The organism is Bradyrhizobium vignae (assembly GCF_900324035.1).
GTDB classification, from domain to species: Bacteria; Pseudomonadota; Alphaproteobacteria; order Rhizobiales; family Xanthobacteraceae; genus Bradyrhizobium; species Bradyrhizobium vignae.
Genome location: NZ_LS398110.1, coordinates 554,949 through 572,947, shown reverse-complemented (window position 1 = coordinate 572,947; position 17,999 = coordinate 554,949). Strand labels below are relative to the sequence as shown.

The 17,999-nt window shown below is 65.4% G+C and carries 17 protein-coding genes; 12 read left to right on the top strand and 5 right to left on the bottom strand.

Annotated elements, in window-relative coordinates; all coding sequences use genetic code 11:
* Window positions 1-39 precede the first annotated feature (39 nt).
* The 3 genes from BRAD3257_RS02705 to BRAD3257_RS02695 all read right to left on the bottom strand — a co-directional run bounded on the left by BRAD3257_RS02705 (window position 40) and on the right by BRAD3257_RS02695 (window position 3,207).
* Window positions 40-1,344, bottom strand: coding sequence for an HlyC/CorC family transporter (locus tag BRAD3257_RS02705; RefSeq protein ID WP_122400551.1), 1,305 nt, complete (start codon window positions 1,342-1,344; stop codon window positions 40-42).
* A gap of 94 nt (window positions 1,345-1,438) precedes the next feature.
* Window positions 1,439-2,587, bottom strand: coding sequence for a 3-dehydroquinate synthase (aroB, locus tag BRAD3257_RS02700; RefSeq protein WP_122400550.1), 1,149 nt, complete (start codon window positions 2,585-2,587; stop codon window positions 1,439-1,441).
* Entirely contained in the window at window positions 2,584-3,207 is a 624-nt protein-coding gene (locus BRAD3257_RS02695) for a shikimate kinase (protein WP_122400549.1), read from the bottom strand. Before BRAD3257_RS02695 ends, aroB begins: the two co-directional genes overlap by 4 nt.
* Before the next feature lie 174 nt (window positions 3,208-3,381).
* On the opposite strand from BRAD3257_RS02695, the gene BRAD3257_RS02690 reads away from it, so the two are divergent.
* The 5 genes from BRAD3257_RS02690 to BRAD3257_RS02670 all read left to right on the top strand — a co-directional run bounded on the left by BRAD3257_RS02690 (window position 3,382) and on the right by BRAD3257_RS02670 (window position 8,084).
* The gene (locus BRAD3257_RS02690; RefSeq protein ID WP_035710058.1) at window positions 3,382-3,528 is read left to right on the top strand and encodes a hypothetical protein; all 147 of its coding nucleotides are present in this window, start codon (window positions 3,382-3,384) and stop codon (window positions 3,526-3,528) included.
* 17 nt (window positions 3,529-3,545) lie between these two features.
* A complete protein-coding gene (gene xerD, locus BRAD3257_RS02685; RefSeq protein ID WP_122400548.1) occupies window positions 3,546-4,502 on the top strand; it encodes a site-specific tyrosine recombinase XerD in 957 nt (318 codons plus the stop codon).
* A 275-nt stretch (window positions 4,503-4,777) separates the two neighbouring features.
* On the top strand, window positions 4,778-5,740 hold the full coding sequence (locus tag BRAD3257_RS02680; protein ID WP_122400547.1) for an acetyl-CoA carboxylase carboxyltransferase subunit alpha: 963 nt from the start codon (window positions 4,778-4,780) through the stop codon (window positions 5,738-5,740).
* Window positions 5,741-6,172: 432 nt separating this feature from the next.
* Window positions 6,173-7,687: a L,D-transpeptidase family protein gene (locus tag BRAD3257_RS02675; RefSeq protein ID WP_244607848.1), complete on the top strand. Its 1,515-nt coding sequence runs from the start codon at window positions 6,173-6,175 to the stop codon at window positions 7,685-7,687.
* A 28-nt stretch (window positions 7,688-7,715) separates the two neighbouring features.
* Window positions 7,716-8,084: a PIN domain-containing protein gene (locus BRAD3257_RS02670; protein ID WP_122400545.1), complete on the top strand. Its 369-nt coding sequence runs from the start codon at window positions 7,716-7,718 to the stop codon at window positions 8,082-8,084.
* A 38-nt stretch (window positions 8,085-8,122) separates the two neighbouring features.
* Here BRAD3257_RS02670 and secA read toward each other — a convergent pair whose 3' ends face one another.
* Window positions 8,123-10,966 (bottom strand): preprotein translocase subunit SecA, encoded by a 2,844-nt coding sequence (secA, locus tag BRAD3257_RS02665; protein ID WP_122400544.1) that lies wholly within the window; start codon window positions 10,964-10,966, stop codon window positions 8,123-8,125.
* 354 nt (window positions 10,967-11,320) lie between these two features.
* Between secA and BRAD3257_RS02660 the strand changes: the two genes are divergently transcribed.
* The 3 genes from BRAD3257_RS02660 to BRAD3257_RS02650 all read left to right on the top strand — a co-directional run bounded on the left by BRAD3257_RS02660 (window position 11,321) and on the right by BRAD3257_RS02650 (window position 14,233).
* Entirely contained in the window at window positions 11,321-12,229 is a 909-nt protein-coding gene (locus BRAD3257_RS02660; protein ID WP_122400543.1) for a peptidylprolyl isomerase, read from the top strand.
* A gap of 103 nt (window positions 12,230-12,332) precedes the next feature.
* Window positions 12,333-13,574 (top strand): bifunctional glutamate N-acetyltransferase/amino-acid acetyltransferase ArgJ, encoded by a 1,242-nt coding sequence (gene argJ / locus BRAD3257_RS02655; protein ID WP_122400542.1) that lies wholly within the window; start codon window positions 12,333-12,335, stop codon window positions 13,572-13,574.
* A 248-nt stretch (window positions 13,575-13,822) separates the two neighbouring features.
* Entirely contained in the window at window positions 13,823-14,233 is a 411-nt protein-coding gene (locus BRAD3257_RS02650) for a (deoxy)nucleoside triphosphate pyrophosphohydrolase (RefSeq protein ID WP_122400541.1), read from the top strand.
* A 61-nt stretch (window positions 14,234-14,294) separates the two neighbouring features.
* Here the strand turns inward: BRAD3257_RS02650 and BRAD3257_RS02645 are convergent, their stop codons facing one another.
* Complete coding sequence (locus tag BRAD3257_RS02645; protein ID WP_162500536.1) at window positions 14,295-15,164, bottom strand: methyltransferase domain-containing protein; 870 nt, start codon at window positions 15,162-15,164, stop codon at window positions 14,295-14,297.
* A gap of 202 nt (window positions 15,165-15,366) precedes the next feature.
* Here BRAD3257_RS02645 and BRAD3257_RS02640 point away from each other — a divergent pair, with 202 nt between their 5' ends.
* Genes BRAD3257_RS02640 through BRAD3257_RS02625 form a run of 4 tightly spaced genes read left to right on the top strand, consistent with a single transcriptional unit; the run spans window position 15,367 to window position 17,835 of the window.
* Window positions 15,367-16,164: a ComF family protein gene (locus tag BRAD3257_RS02640; RefSeq protein ID WP_122400539.1), complete on the top strand. Its 798-nt coding sequence runs from the start codon at window positions 15,367-15,369 to the stop codon at window positions 16,162-16,164.
* Window positions 16,165-16,211: 47 nt separating this feature from the next.
* Window positions 16,212-16,487, top strand: coding sequence for a glutaredoxin 3 (gene grxC, locus BRAD3257_RS02635; RefSeq protein WP_122400538.1), 276 nt, complete (start codon window positions 16,212-16,214; stop codon window positions 16,485-16,487).
* Window positions 16,484-17,362 carry a carbon-nitrogen hydrolase family protein gene (locus BRAD3257_RS02630; RefSeq protein WP_122400537.1) on the top strand — a complete coding sequence of 293 codons (879 nt, stop codon included), beginning with the start codon at window positions 16,484-16,486 and terminating at the stop codon, window positions 17,360-17,362. The genes grxC and BRAD3257_RS02630 overlap by 4 nt, the downstream gene beginning before the upstream one ends.
* On the top strand, window positions 17,359-17,835 hold the full coding sequence (locus BRAD3257_RS02625; RefSeq protein WP_122400536.1) for a DUF1178 family protein: 477 nt from the start codon (window positions 17,359-17,361) through the stop codon (window positions 17,833-17,835). Before BRAD3257_RS02630 ends, BRAD3257_RS02625 begins: the two co-directional genes overlap by 4 nt.
* Window positions 17,836-17,999: the final 164 nt, after the last annotated feature.

Sequence of the window (17,999 nt, the reverse complement as noted above, 5' to 3'; positions counted from 1 at the left end):
GATCGTCCGCCTGCGCGGACGACGACAGCGGTGGGGAGACTAAAACGACGTCCCCGCCCTTCTCGGCTTTGCCTCTTCCAGCTCGGCCTCGCGCGGCACCGGCGAAATGCGCAGCGCGGTGATGCGGTTGCGCTCGCGGCGGAGGACGCGGAAGCGGAAGCCGTGGAAGGTGAAGCTCTGGCCGCGGTCGGGGATCGAGCGCGCCTCGTGAATGACGAGGCCGGCCACCGTCGTCGCCTCTTCATCGGGCAGGTGCCAATCCATGGCGCGGTTGAGATCGCGGATCGGCACCGAGCCGTCGACCACGACGGAGCCGTCCGGCTGGGCGCGCACGCCCGCCACCACGACGTCGTGCTCGTCGGAGATGTCGCCGACGATTTCCTCCAGGATGTCTTCCAGCGTCACAAGGCCTTCGACCTCGCCATACTCGTCGACGACGAGCGCGAAATGGGTTTTCCGCCGGCGGAACGCTTTCAGCTGTTCGGAGACCGGACGCATCTCCGGTACGAACCAGGGCGGCAGCGCGATGGTGGAGACGTCGATGCGTGAGGTGTCGCCGTCGGAGGCGCGGATCGCGCGCAGCAAATCCTTGGCGTGCAGCACGCCGATGATGTTCTCCGGCTTCTCGCGCCAGAGCGGAATGCGGGTGTATTCGGTCGCCAGCACCTCGCGCACCAGCTCTTCCGGCGGCAGATCGGCGTTGATCATCATCATCTCGGTGCGATGGATCATGACGTCGGACACCTGGAGCTCACGCAGGTCCAAGAGGCCGCCGAGCATGTCGCGGTCCTGCTTCTCGAACTTGCCCTCGTGGTGCAACAGATCGACCGCGCCGCGCAAGCGTTCGGTCGGAGACAGAATGGCCTGATGCTCGCCGGCCAAGCCAAACAGCCGCATCAGCAGGCGTACGATGACCTCGACCACTCTGAGCAGCGGGCCCAGCACATACATCGTCAGCCGCATCGGCCGCGCCACCGCGAGCGCGATGCGGTCAGGCGCGTTGATCGCGATGGTTTTGGGCAGCACCTCGGCGAAGATCACCACCAGCGCGGTCATCACGCCGGTGGCATAGAGCACGCCGACATCGCCGAACCACGATGTGAAGATGCCGGTTGCGAGCGCGGATGCACCGATATTGGCGATGTTGTTGCCGAGCAACAGTGCGCCGATCAGGCGCTCGCGCATGTCGAGCAGGTCCGAGACGACGTCGGCGTCGCGATTACCCTGCTTGGAAAGCCTGAGCATGCTGGCGCGCGAGGCGCCGGTCAGCGCGGTCTCGCTCGCGGCGAAGAACGCCGAGACCAAGAGGCAGAGGACGACGATGGTGAATCCGAGCCAGTCCATGCACCACTCTAGCTACTTTTGACGCGTTTTCCTGACGCGAGCCGGTATCCACTTCGCTCGAAAACGCGTTGGCGAGATAAAGCTCCGCCGCGCATCAGGCCTTCTGCGCGAGCTTCTCCTTCAGGAAGTCGCGCACCGGCGCCGGCTCGACGTCCTTCGCGATCACGGCGCGGCCCACGGCCTCCAGCAGGATGAAAGTGAGCTTGCCGCGCTTGACCTTCTTGTCCTGCGCCATCAGCGTCATCAGCGCGTCGGCATCGGCAAGACCTTCCTGCGCGAAGCCCGCGATGTCCTGCAAGCGCGTCGGCAGGCCCGCTTCAATCAGGTGCCGTTCGACGCGTGCCGCATCGGATTCGCCGATCATGCCGAGCTTCGCCGAGAACTGGGCCGCCAGCGTCATGCCGATGGCGACGCCCTCGCCGTGGAACAGGCGGTCGGAGAAACCCGTCGCGGCTTCCAGCGCGTGACCGAAGGTATGGCCGAGATTGAGCAGCGCGCGCTCGCCGGTCTCGCGCTCGTCGCGCGAGACGACGCCGGCCTTGGCACGGCAGGAGGTCGCGATCGCATGCTCGCGCGCGGAGCCGCCCTTGAAGATGTCGGAATGGTTCTTCTCCAGCCAGGTGAAGAAGGCCTCGTCGCCGAGCACGCCATATTTGGCCACCTCGGCATAGCCGGCGCGGAACTGACGCGGCGACAGCGTGTCGAGCACGGCGGTGTCGGCGATAACAAGCACCGGCTGATGGAAGGCGCCGAGCAAATTCTTGCCCTGCGGCGAGTTGATGCCGGTCTTGCCGCCGACGGAGGAATCGACCTGCGCCAGCAGCGAGGTCGGCACCTGCACGAAATCGACGCCGCGGCGCAGGATCGCCGCGGCAAAGCCGGCGAGATCGCCGACCACGCCGCCGCCGAGCGCGATGACGAGATCGTTGCGCTCGATTCGAGCGGCGATCAGGGCTTCGCTGACCTTTTCGAGGCCGGCATAGGTCTTCGAGATTTCGCCTTCCTCGACGACGATGCGCGAGGTCGGGATGCCGGCGGCCGCGAGCGAGGCCTCGGTCGGCTCGAGCCAGTATTTCGCGACGGTGCGGTCGGTGACAACAGCGGTACGTACGCCCGGCCGCAAGGCTGCGACCCTCTCGCCGAGCGACGACAGCACGCCGCGGCCGATGACGATGTCATAGGCGCGATTTTCCAGCGCGACGCCGACTTTGACGGGATCGGAATGTTTCATCGGCGCGGTCATCGTGCGGCACTCGCAACGTCGGCAGGTGGTTGGGCGGCCTGTCCGCCGCACAGATGGGCGTGCAGCGCCGCGATGCATTCCTCGACGATTCTGTCGTGCGGCACGTCGCGCGAGGCGATCGTGAGGTCGGCATTGGCATAGACCGGCTCGCGCTCGGTGAGGAGGCGCGTCACGGTTCCTTCGGGATCCGCGGTCTGAAGCAGCGGACGGTCGGCACGACGGCGCACGCGGCGCATGATGACGTCGTGATCCGCCCTGAGCCAAATCGAGATCGCTTTCTCCGCGATGCGCGCACGCGTATCCTCGCGCATGAAGGCGCCGCCGCCGGTCGCCAGCACCGCGGGACCGCCGTCGAGCAGGCGCGCGATCACACGGGCTTCGCCATCGCGGAAATGCTGCTCGCCATGGCGCTCGAAGATTTCCGGTATGGTCATGCCGGCCGCCGCCTCGATCTCGGTGTCGGCATCGACGAAGGGCAGCTTGAGCCTGAGAGCCATGCGCCGGCCGATGGTGGATTTGCCCGCTCCCATCATGCCGACGAGCACGATCGAGCGCGCACCGAGCGCCGACAGGATGTCGGCCTCAGGCGAAGCAGGAAGCGGCAACGCGGCGTCGGACATTGTCTCGCTCGATTGGATCTGGCTCGAACCGCCGCCAGATGCGGCATGGTTTGGCCACCTATACGACCCCATGGGGGCCCTCGCCAGAGGACTCTTGCCACGAAACGGCGAACATGTTGGATGATTTCATTGGTTAATTTGGCTGCCTGGACCCCTACCCGAGACCTCAGAACGATGCCGAGCTTGTTCCGCTTCCTGACGGTCGTCGCCGTGATCGCCGGCATCGTCTATGGCGTGGTCTTCGCGCTGGCGAATTTCGTCACTCCGAAGCCGCGGGAAATGACGGTGACGATCCCGCCGGATAAGTTTCTCAAGAAATAGGAGCTAGCCTCCAGGGCATGCCTACCCAGCCCTCAGACGCCAAGCTCACCGGCCTGTTCCTCGACATGCTCGCGGCGGAACAGGGCGCCGGGCCCAATACGCTCGACGCATATCGCCGCGACCTCACCGATTTCTCGGAATTTCTGGACCGGGTCGGTCATACATTCGCGGACGCGGAGACGCAGGTCCTGCGCGACTACCTCGCCGATCTCGACACCCGCGGCTTCAAATCCACCAGCGTCGCCCGGCGGCTGTCGGCGATGCGGCATCTCTATCGTTTCCTGCTGAACGAGCGCATCCGCGCCGACGATCCCGCCGCCATCCTGTCCGGCCCGAAGCGCGGCCGCGGCCTGCCAAAAGTGCTGTCGATCGCGGACGTCGACCGCATGCTCCGCCGCGCGAAGGAATTGAGCGAGGCGGAGGATGCCTCGCCCTCGAAGCGGCTGCGCGCTTTGCGGCTCTATTGCCTGCTCGAGGTGCTCTACGCCACGGGCCTGCGCGTTTCCGAGCTGGTGGCGCTGCCGCGCTCGGCGGCCAAGCGCGATGCGCGCATGATCGTGGTGCGCGGCAAGGGCAACAAGGAACGCCTGGTGCCGCTCAACGAGGCCTCGCGGCAGGCGATGGCGGATTATCTCGCCGCGACGGACGCGGCAAAGACGGAAAAGAAAAACAGCGTGGCCACCTCGAAATGGCTGTTCCCCTCCTTCGGCGAGAGCGGACATCTGACGCGGCAGCATTTCGCCCGCGACCTCAAGGAGCTCGCAATCGCCTCCGGGCTTCAAGCCCGCCTGGTCTCCCCGCACGTGCTGCGCCACGCCTTTGCCAGCCACCTGCTGCACAACGGCGCGGATCTGCGCATCGTCCAGACCCTGCTCGGCCACACCGACATCTCCACGACCCAGATCTACACCCACGTGGTCGAGGAGCGGCTGAAGAGCCTGGTGCGCGACCTTCACCCGCTGGCGGAGAAGTGACGCACCGTTAGCCCGGATGGAGCGCCAAGCGAAATCCGGGGTACTCGCCTCGCGGACAGACCTTCCCGGATTGCGCTTTCCGCTCCAGCCGGGCTACGGGCATCCCAGGAAACCGCCTTGACTTCGACCACATCTCCGCAGAAAGAGCCGTGGCCTCACGCATGATTTGGCCGGCTGCCACGAGCACACAAGTCAAACCATTGAAGACGCTACACTTCTGTCCGTGACCCTAACCTCGCTTCGCTTCTTTAGCCCCGTCCCCTTATATTGAGTTGATGCAAGACCAGATGCGCAGCTATCTCGACTTCGAAAAGCCGGTCGCCGAGCTCGACTCCAAGGTCGACGAATTGCGCGCGCTCGCTGCCTCCGGCACCGACATCAGCGACGAGATCGGCCGGATCGAGGACAAGGCGGCGCAGGCGCTGGCCGACCTCTACACGAACCTGACGCCGTGGCAGAAGACGCTGGTTGCGCGGCATCCGCAGCGGCCGCATTTCAACGATTTCATCAAGGGCCTGATCACCGAATTCACCCCGCTCGCCGGTGACCGCAAGTTCGGCGAGGACGAGGCGCTGGTCGCCGGCTTCGGCCGCTTCCGCGGCGAGCCGATCTGCGTGATGGGCCAGGAAAAGGGCGATTCCACCGAGAGCCGGATCCGGCACAATTTCGGCATGGCGCGGCCCGAGGGCTATCGCAAATGCGTGCGGCTGATGGAGATGGCCGAGCGGTTCGGCCTGCCGGTGCTGTCGCTCGCCGATTCCGCCGGCGCTTATCCCGGCATAGGCGCGGAAGAGCGGGGACAAGCCGAGGCGATCGCGCGCTCGACCGACGCGTGCCTGGCGCTGACCGTGCCGAACGTGGCCATCATCACCGGCGAGGGCATGTCGGGCGGCGCCATTGCCATCACCACCGCCAATAGGGTGCTGATGCTGGAGCACGCGATCTACAGCGTGATCTCGCCGGAGGCGGCCTCCTCCATCCTGTGGCGCGACGGCACCAAGGCGCAGGAAGCTGCCAACAACATGAAGATCACCGCCCAGGACATGCTCCGCTTCGGGGTGATCGATCAGATCCTGAAGGAGCCCGTCGGCGGCGCCCATCGCGACCCCGCCGCCATGATCGCCACCACAGGCGAGGCCATCGCGAAGGCCTTTGACGAGCTCCGGGGCCTGGACGGGGATGCGATCCGCAAGCAGCGGCGGCAGAAATTCCTCGATATCGGCCGGAAACTGGGCTGATTCGTCTCGATTTGGTGTCCCGGACGCGGGGCGGCACGTAGTGACGCTCCGCGGAGCCGGGGCACGAGACCCCCCGGTAACCCCGCGTTAACCCTTTTTTTGCCCAAATCGGCGATCTCAGTGCCGGCTCGGCCGCAGGGCCCAAGTTCCGGCCCAGTTTAAGTCTCTGTTGACCACACCTTTGGGCCAACGTCCTCGTGATCCCCGCTTGGGTTGCGACCACATGACCCAGAGGTTAGAATTTTAATCAATGGCTTCAGGGCATAAGCGCTGGAGCGTGGTCTAAAAAGGCCCGTTGCGACGGGCCTCCGGGGTACCCGGTCGGATCATGCGCCAAACGAATTGGGGTTCGCGCTTGCTGCCCGGCACGGTGTGGGGTCCATCTTGATTTCTCGTTCGCTTGCTCGCGCGCTCTTGGCTTCGGTTGCGCTGATGACGGCCGGCGTTCTGCTCACCGGCTGCGACACCGACCAGGTCTCGCTCGCGACCAACGCCAAGGCCAACCAGCCGGTGCCGCCGAAGCTGGTCGCCGCCATGGCCGAGAAGGACATGGACCTGCAATCGCCGATCCTGGTCCGCCTGTTCAAGCAGGAGGCTGAGCTCGAGGTCTGGAAGCAGACCCGCTCCGGCCAGTTCGCGCTGCTCAAGACCTATCCGATCTGCCGCTGGTCGGGCGATCTCGGCCCCAAGGTGCGTGAGGGCGACCGCCAGGCGCCGGAAGGATTCTACTCGATCAATCCGAGCCAGATGAATCCGCAGTCGGCCTATTACCTCTCCTTCAACACGGGCTTTCCGAACGCGTTCGACAAGGCGCTGGGCCGCACCGGCTCGCAGCTGATGGTGCACGGAGACTGTTCTTCGCGCGGCTGCTACGCGATGACGGACGAGCAGATCGCGGAGATCTATTCGCTCGGACGCGAATCCTTCTTCGGCGGCCAGAAGGCGTTCCAGCTGCAGGCCTATCCGTTCAGGATGACGCCGGTGAACATGGCCAAGCACCGGAACAATCCGAACATGCCGTTCTGGAAGATGATCAAGGAAGGCTATGATCATTTCGAGGTGACGCGGCAGGAGCCGAAGGTCGATTTCTGCGAGAAGAAGTACGTCTTCGACGCGGCCAAGCCGGCCGACGCCAAGCGCGATCCGGTGTTCGACGCCTCGGCCAAGTGCCCGGCCTATGTGATCCCCGAGGACATCGCCAGCGCCGTGCGTGAGAAGCAGGCGAAGGACGAGGCTGAATACGCCAAGCTGGTTGCCAAGGGCACGCCGGTGGCGCGCATGAACACCGGCATCGACGGCGGCATGAACAAGATCTTCGCCGCAAAAATTCCGGAAGGCTCGACCGGCCTGTCCGAGAGCGCCGAAGGCACCACGCTGCAGATGCTGGCGATGGCGAAGGCGCCGGGCACGATCCCGGGCCACGTCAATCCGCCCAAGCCGAATCTCGATGCGGTCGCGTCCGCGCCCGCGCCGCAGGAAGAGCCTGTGGTCGCCGTGCCCGCGACCGGCACCCGCGTCGCCTCGGCGCAGCCTGCCGAAAAAGCCTCAAGCGGCGGCTTCTTCTCGAACCTCGGCCGCAAGATGGGCCTCGGCGCCGCCGATACCACCGCGACGGCAACGCCAGCGCCGCAGCAGGCCACCGCGTCTGTCGCTCCGGCCCAGACGTCCACGACCCCGCCTACGGCCGCGTCGCGGCTCAAGGCCGCAGTGACGAGATTCGTGCCGGGGCACGACAAGTCCAAGGACACCGCGAAGGATGCGCCGAAGCCGGCCGTAGCGGCGGCCAAGCCCGCCGAACCGGCAAAGCCGGATACACGGCTTGCTCAGACCCGTCCGGCGCTGAAGCCGTCGGTGTCGGAGGGCGCAGCCGATAGCGGACAGATGGCGGGCGCCGCGCCGATCGTGCAGTCGAACTCGTTCGACAGCCGCTTCTCCGCGATGAAGTAGGCGTTCCGCGCCATGAAGCGAACGAGCGGTGAGCCCGTTCTTCGACGCCGATATCTTGATCTACGCCTACTCGACCGACGTCCGGCGCGATCAGGCGCTGAACACGATTGCCGGCGGTGGCGTCATCAGCACACAGGTGCTGAACGAGTTCACCAACGTGCTGCGCAAGAAGCAGAGACAGGAGTGGCCGATCATCGAGGCCGCCGTGCAGTCAATTCGTGTCCGCTTCCCGGACATCGTGCCACTCACGGCTGACACGCACGCTACAGCGCTCACGCTTGCCCGTGGCCACAATTTTGCATTTTATGACGCGCTGATCGTTGCGACTGCAATCGAGGCAGGCTGCGGACTCCCTCCGCGGGGGCATTCTGGATTTGCTTCGCTGCGCTCGCAATGACGGAGAATGAGGCGGCGGTGGCCCGCCTCACTCGAACCTCACGCATACCGCCCGTGGCAGTGCTTGTACTTCTTGCCCGAGCCGCACGGGCAATCCTCGTTGCGGCCGACCTTGCCCCAGCTGGCGGGGTTCTTGGGGTCGCGCAGCGCGGCGTCAGTGTGCTGCGGGGCCAGCGTGACGCTGGCGAGCGCCATCTCGTCCTCGCCGGTGCTCGGGTCGAACTTGTGCGCTTCCATTGCAGGCAGCACCGGGGCTTCCTGCTCCGGCGGGACGATCTCGACGCGCATCAGCTGCGCCGTGACGGCCTCGCGCAAATGAGCGCTCATCTCCTGGAAGAGGTTGAAGGCTTCGGTCTTGTATTCCTGCAAGGGATCGCGCTGGCCGTAGCCGCGCAGGCCGATGACCTGGCGCAGATGATCGAGCATGATCAGGTGCTCGCGCCAGAGATGATCGAGCGTCTGCAACAGGATGGTCTTCTCGACGTAACGCATCACGTCGGGGCCCCATTGCGCGACCTTGGCCGCCATGTGCTCGTCGGCCTTGGTCTCGATGCGCGTGAGCAGCTCCTCGTCGGCGATGCCCTCTTCCCTGGCCCATTCGTCGACCGGCAGGTCGAGATCGAGCACGCGCTTCAGTTCGTCCTTGAGCCCGGCGACGTCCCACTGCTCGGCATAGGCATGCTCGGGCACGTGCTTGGCGACGAGATCGTCGATGAAGGCATGGCGCATGTCGGCGATGGTCTCGGCGACGCTCTCGTCCTTCATCAGCTCGACGCGCTGATCGAAGATCACCTTGCGCTGGTCGTTCTGGACGTTGTCGAACTTGAGGAGATTCTTGCGGATGTCGAAGTTGCGCGCCTCGACCTTCTGCTGCGCCTTCTCCAGCGCCTTGTTGATCCAGGGATGGATGATGGCCTCGCCCTCTTGCAGGCCGAGACGCTGCAGCATGCTGTCGAGGCGATCCGAGCCGAAGATGCGCATCAGGTCGTCTTCCAGCGACAGGAAGAATTTCGAGCGGCCGGGGTCGCCCTGACGGCCGGAACGGCCGCGCAGCTGGTTGTCGATGCGGCGGGATTCGTGACGCTCGGAGCCGATGATGTAGAGGCCGCCGGGCTTCTTCACGGTCTTGGCGGACTTGCTCCCCTTCGCCGGCTCGACCTCGACGGTCTCCTCGGCCTTCAGCACGATGTCGCGGAAGTGCTCGATGTCGGCCTTGATCTGCTCGATCTTCCTGGCCTTCTCGGCCTCGTCGGTAATGCCTGCGGTCTCCTGCTGGATGCGCATCTCCAGCGAGCCACCGAGCTTGATGTCGGTGCCGCGGCCGGCCATGTTGGTGGCGATCGTGATCGCGCCGGGCACGCCGGCTTCGGCGACGATATAGGCTTCCTGCTCGTGGAAGCGCGCGTTCAGCACCGCGAACAGCTTGGCCGGCTTGCCGGCGCGGGCCGCGGCATAGAGCTTGTCCAGCGCGCCCTCCTTGCCGAAATCGATCTGCTTGTAGCCGTTCTTCTTGAGGAATTCGGCAAGCACTTCCGACTTCTCGATCGAGGCCGTGCCGACCAGCACCGGCTGCAGCCGCGCATTGGCGCGCTCGATCTCGGCGAGGATGGCCTGGTATTTTTCCTTCTGCGTGCGGTAGACCTCGTCGTCTTCGTCGAGACGCGCGACCGGCAGGTTGGTCGGGATCTCCACGACCTCGAGCTTGTAGATGTCGAACAATTCGTCGGCTTCGGTCGCCGCCGTACCGGTCATGCCCGCCAGCTTCTCGTACATGCGGAAGTAGTTCTGGAAGGTGATCGAGGCGAGCGTCTGGTTTTCGGGCTGAACCGCGACGTGCTCCTTGGCCTCCAGCGCCTGGTGCAGGCCTTCCGAATAGCGCCGGCCCGGCATCATGCGTCCGGTGAACTCGTCGATGATGACGACCTCGCCGTCGCGGACGATGTAGTCCTTGTCGCGGGTGAACAGCGTGTGGGCGCGCAGCGCCTGGTTGACGTGATGCACGACCGAGACGTTCTCGACGTCGTAGAGCGATTCGCCCTTGAGCTGGCCGGCGTCGCGAAGCAGCGTCTCCAGCTTCTCCATGCCGCCTTCGGTCAAGGTCACCGTGCGCTGCTTCTCGTCGACCTCGTAGTCGGTCACCTTCTCCAGCTTCGGCATGAAGGTGTCGATGGTGTTGTAGAAGTCGGAGCGGTCGTCGAGCGGACCGGAGATGATCAGCGGCGTGCGCGCTTCGTCGATCAGGATGGAGTCGACCTCGTCGACGATCGCGTAGTAGTGCGGCCGCTGGACCATGTCCTCGAGCCGGTACTTCATGTTGTCGCGCAGATAATCGAAGCCGTATTCGTTGTTGGTGCCGTAGGTGATGTCGCAGGCGTAGGCCGCCTTGCGCTCGGCATCGTCGAGCCCGTGCACGATCACACCGGTGGTCATGCCGAGGAAGCCGTAGATCTGGCCCATCCAGCCGGAGTCGCGGCGGGCGAGGTAGTCGTTGACGGTGACGACGTGGACGCCCTTGCCGGCGAGCGCGTTGAGGTAGACTGCAAGCGTTGCCACCAGCGTCTTGCCTTCGCCGGTCTTCATCTCGGAGATGTCGCCCTCATGCAGCACCATGCCGCCGATCAGCTGGACGTCGAAATGGCGCTGGCCGAGCGTGCGCTTGGCGGCCTCGCGCACGGTGGCGAAGGCGGGGACGAGGAGGTCGTCCAGCGTCTTGCCGTTTGCGAGCTGCTGCCTGAATTCCGCGGTGCGGGCCTTGAGCGCCTCGTCGGAGAGCTTTGAAAGCTCAGGCTCCAGCGCGTTGATCGCGTTGACGCGGGACTGATATCCCTTCACCCGCCGGTCATTGGCGGAGCCGAAAAACTTGCGGGCGAGCGCGCCGATCATGCTTAGTTCCTGTGTTCGCGATTTAACCGCGTTGCAGCCAAGAAGTTGTCACCCGTCTGCCTATCAACTCACCGTGACGCTTCGCGGCGTCAGAGCCCGGACTGCGGGGGTCATCCGCCATATGGGTGGGAATTGGGCAAGTCTGGGTTCAACGGCCAAAAACGCAGCAAAATAAACGCCATCGCCATGGTCGCGACCGGGCAGAGATATGGCCCGGTCAGGGCCTTGTCAACGGCGGGCGCATTGCGGCTAATTCATCATTTTGACAGACTTTTCGCGTTGCCAAGCCCCCCTGAATTGGGCGAGTGTCCGCCCCGCTTCGAGCAGGCCCCTGCTTCAACATAAGGATTTTCCATGACCACCTCGTTCCCGGTAACCACCGGCCAGCGTTTCCGCCATGCCTCCGCCTTGGCTGGCAGCCTCGCTCTGGCGCTGTCCCTGGCGTTCGCGGGCCCGCTCCGGGCCGCCGATGATCCGGTGCTGGCGAAGGTCAATGGCACTGAAATCAAGAAGAGCGACGTCACCATGGCCGAGGAGGAACTCGGGCCGAGCCTCGCGCAGATGGACCCGGCGACCAAGGACGAGAACGTCCTGTCCTTCCTGATCGACATGAAGATCGTCAGCAAGGCTGCCGAAGACAAGAAGCTCGCCGACAGCGAGGAGTTCAAAAAGCGTCTGGCGTTCGCCCGCAACCGGCTTCTGATGGACAGCCTGCTCGCCAACGAGGGCAAGGCCGCGACCACGCCGGACGCCATGAAGAAGGTCTATGAAGAGGCCTCCAAGCAGATCACCGGCGAGCAGGAGGTGCGCGCCCGCCACATCCTGGTCGAGACCGAGGACGAGGCCAAGGCCGTGAAGGCCGAGCTCGACAAGGGCGCCGATTTCGCCGAGCTCGCCAAGAAGAAGTCCAAGGACCCGGGCTCCGCCGATGGCGGCGATCTCGGCTTCTTCACCAAGGAGCAGATGGTGCCGGAGTTCTCGGCCGTCGCTTTTGCGCTCGAGCCGGGCAAGATCTCCGATCCCGTCAAGTCGCAGTTCGGCTGGCACATCATCAAGGTCGAGGAAAAGCGCAACCGCAAGGCGCCGGACTTCGAGCAGGTCAAGTCCCAGATCGAGAACTACGTCACCCGCAAGGCTCAGGCCGATTACGTCGCCAAGCTGCGCACCGAAGCCAAGGTCGAGCGGCTGGACCAGCCGGCGGCGGATGCCTCCAAGGACGCCAAGCCTTCCGACAGCAAGATGGCTCCCCCGGCGAAGAAGTAAGAATTCGCTGTCACTTCGCTGATGTGAAGAGTATCTAAGCCTTCGTGATGCCCGGCCCCCGCGCCGGGCATCTGCTTGTCCAGATCCCACCAAGGCGCCTGCGATGTCCTCCTCCGTCTCTCCCCTCGCCCCGAAACACGTTCCCGACATGCCCGTGATCGCAGGCGTCCGCCTTGCGACGGCCGAGGCCGGCATCCGCTACAAGAACCGCACGGACGTGCTGCTGGCGGTGATGGACAAGGGCACTGCGGTGGCCGGCGTCTTCACCAAATCGAAATGCCCGTCGGCACCGGTCGAATGGTGCCGCGCCAAGCTCAAGGGCGGCAAGGCGCGCGCACTCGTGGTCAATTCCGGCAATGCCAATGCCTTCACCGGCAAGACCGGCCGCGCCTCCACCGCGCTGACCGCGAAGATCGCGGCCAAGGCGGTCGGGTGCAGCGAAAGCGAGATCTTCCTGGCCTCGACCGGCGTCATCGGCGAGCCGCTGGACGCGACCAAGTTCGACGGCGTGCTAGGCCGCCTCGCCGAGGCTGCAGAGCCCGGTAACTACCTGGCCGCGGCCAAGGCGATCATGACCACCGACACCTTCCCGAAGGTCGCGACCGCCACCGTCAAGCTCGGCAAGGCCAAGGTCACCATCAACGGCATGGCCAAAGGCGCCGGCATGATCGCCCCCGACATGGCGACGATGCTGTCCTTCATCTTCACCGACGCGCCGATCGCGCCCGCCGCGCTCCAGGCCCTGCTCAAGAGCGGCGTCGAGGACACCTTCAACGCCGTGACAATCGATGGCGACACCTCGACCTCCGACACGCTGCTGGCCTTTGCGACAGGTGCCGCTGCCGAGCAGGGGGCGCCAAAGATCAGCCGTGCCAGCGACCCGCGCCTGAAGGCGTTCGTCAAGGCGTTCAACCAGGTGCTCGCCAACCTCGCCGAGCAGGTGGCCCGCGACGGCGAAGGCGCGCGCAAGCTGGTCGAGATCACGGTCGAGGGCGCCAAGACCAAGGCTTCGGCGCGCAAGATCGCGATGTCGATCGCCAACTCGCCGCTGGTGAAGACCGCCATCGCCGGCGAAGACGCCAATTGGGGCCGCGTGGTGATGGCGGTCGGCAAGGCCGGCGAGCCGGCCGATCGCGACAAGCTCTCGATCTCGTTCAACGGCATCCGCGTCGCCAAGAACGGCGCGCGCGATCCAGGCTATGACGAAACGCAGGTCTCGGAAGCGATGAAGGCGCCGGAGATCGCGATTCTGGTCTCGCTCGGCCTCGGCAAGGGCCGCGACCGCGTCATGACCTGCGATCTCACCAAGGAATACGTCGCGATCAATGGGGACTACAGGTCGTAGGCTCCCCGGCCGTCATTCCGGGGCTCGCGAGGCGAGAACCCGGAATCCAGAAGTTTATGCCGATCGAGATTCCGGGGTCGATGCCGGCGCATCGCCCCGGAATGACGCCTCTGGCGTCATCCCGAAATCCGCGCATCCGCCACCGCCTTCTTGAAGAGTGCGTTCATGGCATCCGAAATCCCTTGCGTCGGGCTCACCTCGAAATACACAAACCGTTGCGGACGAACTTCAGCGAGCGACAGAGACGCATGGCCGATCTCAAATTGACACTGGTGGTGGCCTGCGCACTGGTCGACGCCGACAAGCGCATTCTGATCGCGCAGCGCCCCGAGGGCAAGGCGCTGGCCGGCCTCTGGGAATTTCCCGGCGGCAAGTTAGAGCCCGGCGAGCGGCCGGAGCAGAGCCTGATCCGGGAACTCCATGAGGAGCTCGGCATCACGGTCGCCGAGCCGTGCCTCGCGCCGTTGACCTTCGCCAGCTATGGCTACGAAACCTTTCATCTCCTGATGCCGCTCTACATCTGCCGGCGCTGGGAAGGCCTGGTCACGCCGCGCGAGGGCCAGAACCTCGCCTGGGTCCGCGCCAACAAGCTGCGCGACTATCCCATGCCGCCCGCGGACATGCCGCTGATCCCGCATTTGATTGATTTGCTGATGTGAGGTGGGCCGTGCCCCGGACGCGCAGCAGCGTAGGAACGCTGCGGCGGGGCCGGGACACGCGTCACTCTTTCCCCGCCTTCTTCACCGCTTCCGCCAGGCTCGCCTTGGCCGACCCCGGCTTCAGTGGCTGCTGCTGGCTCGCATGCGGGGCCCAACCGGACAGCCAGATGATGTCGAACGTCGCACGGATGCGGCCATCGGCATCGGCAAAGCGCTCGGCATAGATTTCGGCCATCCGCAGCAGCGTCGCGCGCCGGCTCGGCGTGCGCCGCCGCAGGATCAGCACATTGGCCGCGCCCATGCGGCGGAGATCCTGCATCAGGGCGAACGCATTGCCATAGCGCACCACGACACGGTCGACGTCGGTCACCGGCAATGCAAAGCCGGCCCGCTGCAGCAGCGCGCCGATGTCACGAAGGTCAGCGAACGGCGCCACGCGCGGCGACACACCGCCCTCGCATTCGGCTTCCGCCGCGGCAAAGGCCTGGCGCAGCTCGGTCAGGCTGTCACCGCCGATCATCGCGGCGAGCAGCAGCCCGTCCGGCTTCAGCGCGCGCCGGACCTGCGCAAGCACGCCCGGCAGATCGTTGACGAATTGCAGCGCCAAGGCGGAGACGACGAGGTCGAGGCTTTCGGGTGCGAAAGGCAGTTTTTCCGCGCCGGCCGCATCAATCGCGATCCGCGCCATCGCTGGAAGCCGCGCGTGTAGGACTTTGAGACCTTCGCCGGGCGTCCACAGATCAGCCGGAGCGTGAAACTCGCGCATCACTGCGGCCAGCCGGTCTGACATGTCCTCGGCGACCCGATCGAGCAGGAAGCTCACGGCACCTTGTGCCTGCGCACGCCGCTGCCGTGCGTGCAGCAAGGCACGATCGAACAAAGCGGGCGGGGTTTGTCGGTTCTGGGCCATGCCGCTGGTTACGCCGATCATGCCGGCCATGGCAATCACTCTCGTGATCCGGACGCGCCGTGCTCATTGGCGCCGCCGCGCAGAGCCGGACCCAGGGAATGCGCGCCAGATCGCGGTGAGATGGGCCCCGACTCAGCAATGCAGCGCTGAAGGAGCGCTGCGCTGCGTCCGGGGCACGAGACGACGGCTTGAGCAATCTATGGTGCAACGCTAGCCTCTCCTCATGGACGCCGACGCCACCCCTGCCCGTTCCATCCCCGCACCGCTGCGTGCCGCCTGGTCCGCCGGCGGCCGCGTGCTGTGGCGCGCAGCACGGCTCGCGCTCGACATCGCGCTGCCGACACTATGCGTGTCCTGCCGCGAGCCGGTGGAGGGCGAGGGTGTTTGCGCTTCGTGCTGGGCGCGGCTGTGGTTCATCGAACGGCCTTTTTGTCCGCGGCTCGGCATCCCCTTCGTCTATGATCCCGGTCCCGACATGCTGTCGATGGAGGCGATTGCGAGCCCGCCGGCCTACCAGCGCGCCCGCGCGGCGGTGCGCTATGACGACGTCGCGCGCACGCTGGTCCATGCGCTGAAGTATCAGGACCGCACCGATCTGGCGCCGGCCATGGGCCGCTGGATGGCGCGCGCCGGCGGCGAGCTGCTGGCGGGCGCCGACATGCTGGTGCCGGTGCCCCTGCATTGGCGGCGCGCCTGGCGCCGCCGCTACAACCAGTCCGGAGCGCTGGCGCGCATCATCGAACGGCAGAGCGGGATCAGGGTGCGGGGCGATGTGCTGCGGCGGGTGCGTGCGACCGAGCAGCAGATCGGCCTGTCGCGGGCCCAGCGCGCCACCAATGTGCAGGGCGCATTCCAGGTATCTGCCGAGCGTCAAGCCGAGATCCAGGGCCGCCGCATCGTCCTGATCGACGATGTCCTGACCTCGGGTGCGACATTGGATGCCTGCGCGCGCGCCCTGCTCCGCGCCAAGGCAGCCCAGGTCGACGTGCTGGTGTTTGCCCGGGTTGTGGAGGTCAGGTGAAGTCCCATATAATTCAATGAATTCATGACATGAGAGCGCCTGACGAGATGACTGCTGCTGTCGAGATCTATACGAGGCCGGGCTGCGGCTATTGTTCCGCCGCCAAATCGCTGCTGACCCGCAAGAAGGCGACCTTCACCGAGTTCGACGTCGCCAAGAACCCGTCCTGGCGCCAGGAAATGTACGGCCGCGCCGGCCAAGGTTCGACTTTCCCGCAGATCTGGATCGGCGGCACCCATGTCGGCGGCTGTGACGACCTCTATGCGCTCGATCGCGAAGGCAAGCTCGACGGCATGCTCGAGAGCATCAAGGCCGCCATATGAGCGAGAATCGCACCTTCACCGCCGCCATGGTGCAAATGCGCACCGGCCTGCTGCCCGGGCCGAGCCTGGAACAGGCGACCAGGCTGATCCGGCAGGCTGCGGCCAATGGCGCCGACTACGTGCAGACGCCCGAAGTCAGCAACATGATGCAGCTGAACCGCAAGGCATTGTTCGAGCACCTGCAGAGCGAAGAGGACGACACTTCGCTGAAGGCGTACCGAGCGCTCGCGGCGGAGCTGAAGATCCACCTTCATGTCGGCTCGCTGGCGCTGCGCTTCTCGCCGGAGAAGGCGGTCAACCGCTCCTTCCTGATCGGGCCCGAGGGCAATGTGCTCGCGAGCTATGACAAGATCCACATGTTCGACATCGAGCTGCCGGACGGGGAGAGCTATCGCGAATCCGCCAACTACCAGCCGGGCGAGACCGCCGTGATCTCGGATCTGCCCTGGGGCCGCATCGGGCTGACGATCTGCTACGATCTGCGCTTCCCGGCACTCTATCGCGCTCTCGCCGAGAGCGGCGCCTATTTCATCACGGTGCCGTCGGCCTTCACCCGCAAGACCGGCGAAGCGCATTGGCACGTGCTGCTGCGCGCGCGTGCGATCGAGACCGGCTGCTTCATCTTTGCCGCGGCGCAGGCCGGGCTGCACGAGAACAAGCGCGAGACTTATGGCCACTCGCTGATCATCGATCCCTGGGGCGAGATCCTCGCCGAGGGCGACGTCGAGCCCGGCATTATCATGGCCAAGGTCGACCCGGCCAAGGTCGAGACGGCGCGCCGCGCCATTCCATCGCTCCAGCACGGCCGCCGCTTCGGCGTCTCCGATCCCAAGGCTGGGCCTGACCATTTGCACCTCGTGCGGGGCTCGGCATGATCCGCTACGCGCTTCGCTGCGACCGCGGCCACGACTTCGAGAGCTGGTTTCAGAGCTCGTCGGCCTATGATTCGCAGGTGAAGCGAAAGCTCGTGACCTGCCCGATCTGCGGCTCGGCCAAGGTCGGCAAGGCGATCATGGCGCCGCGCATCGTCGGCAAGAAGGGTCGCGCGACGCCTCCGCCGGAAGCCGTGGCTGCGGCCACACCCGACACTACACCGTCCGGACCGACCTCGCTGCTGATGGCACAGGAGCGCGAGCTGCGCGCCAAGCTCAAGGAACTGCGCGATCACATCGTCAAGAACGCCGACAATGTCGGCGACGGTTTCGCCAAGGAAGCTCGAGCCATGCACTATGGCGACAAGGAGCACCGTCCGATCTACGGCGAGGCCTCGCCGGACGAGGCGAAGTCGCTGATCGACGAAGGCATCGAGGTCTCGCCGCTGCCGACGCTGCCGGAAGACCGAAATTAGCACCGTCGTTCCGGGGCGCGCAAAGCGCGAACTCAGGTGCGCAGCTGCGCACCTGAGTTCCTCGAGATTCCGGGTTCGCCCTTCGGGCGCCCCGGAATGACAGCCAGTTAAAGCATGGTCCGGAAAAGTGCGAAGCGGTTTTCCGGAAAGATCATGCGCAAACA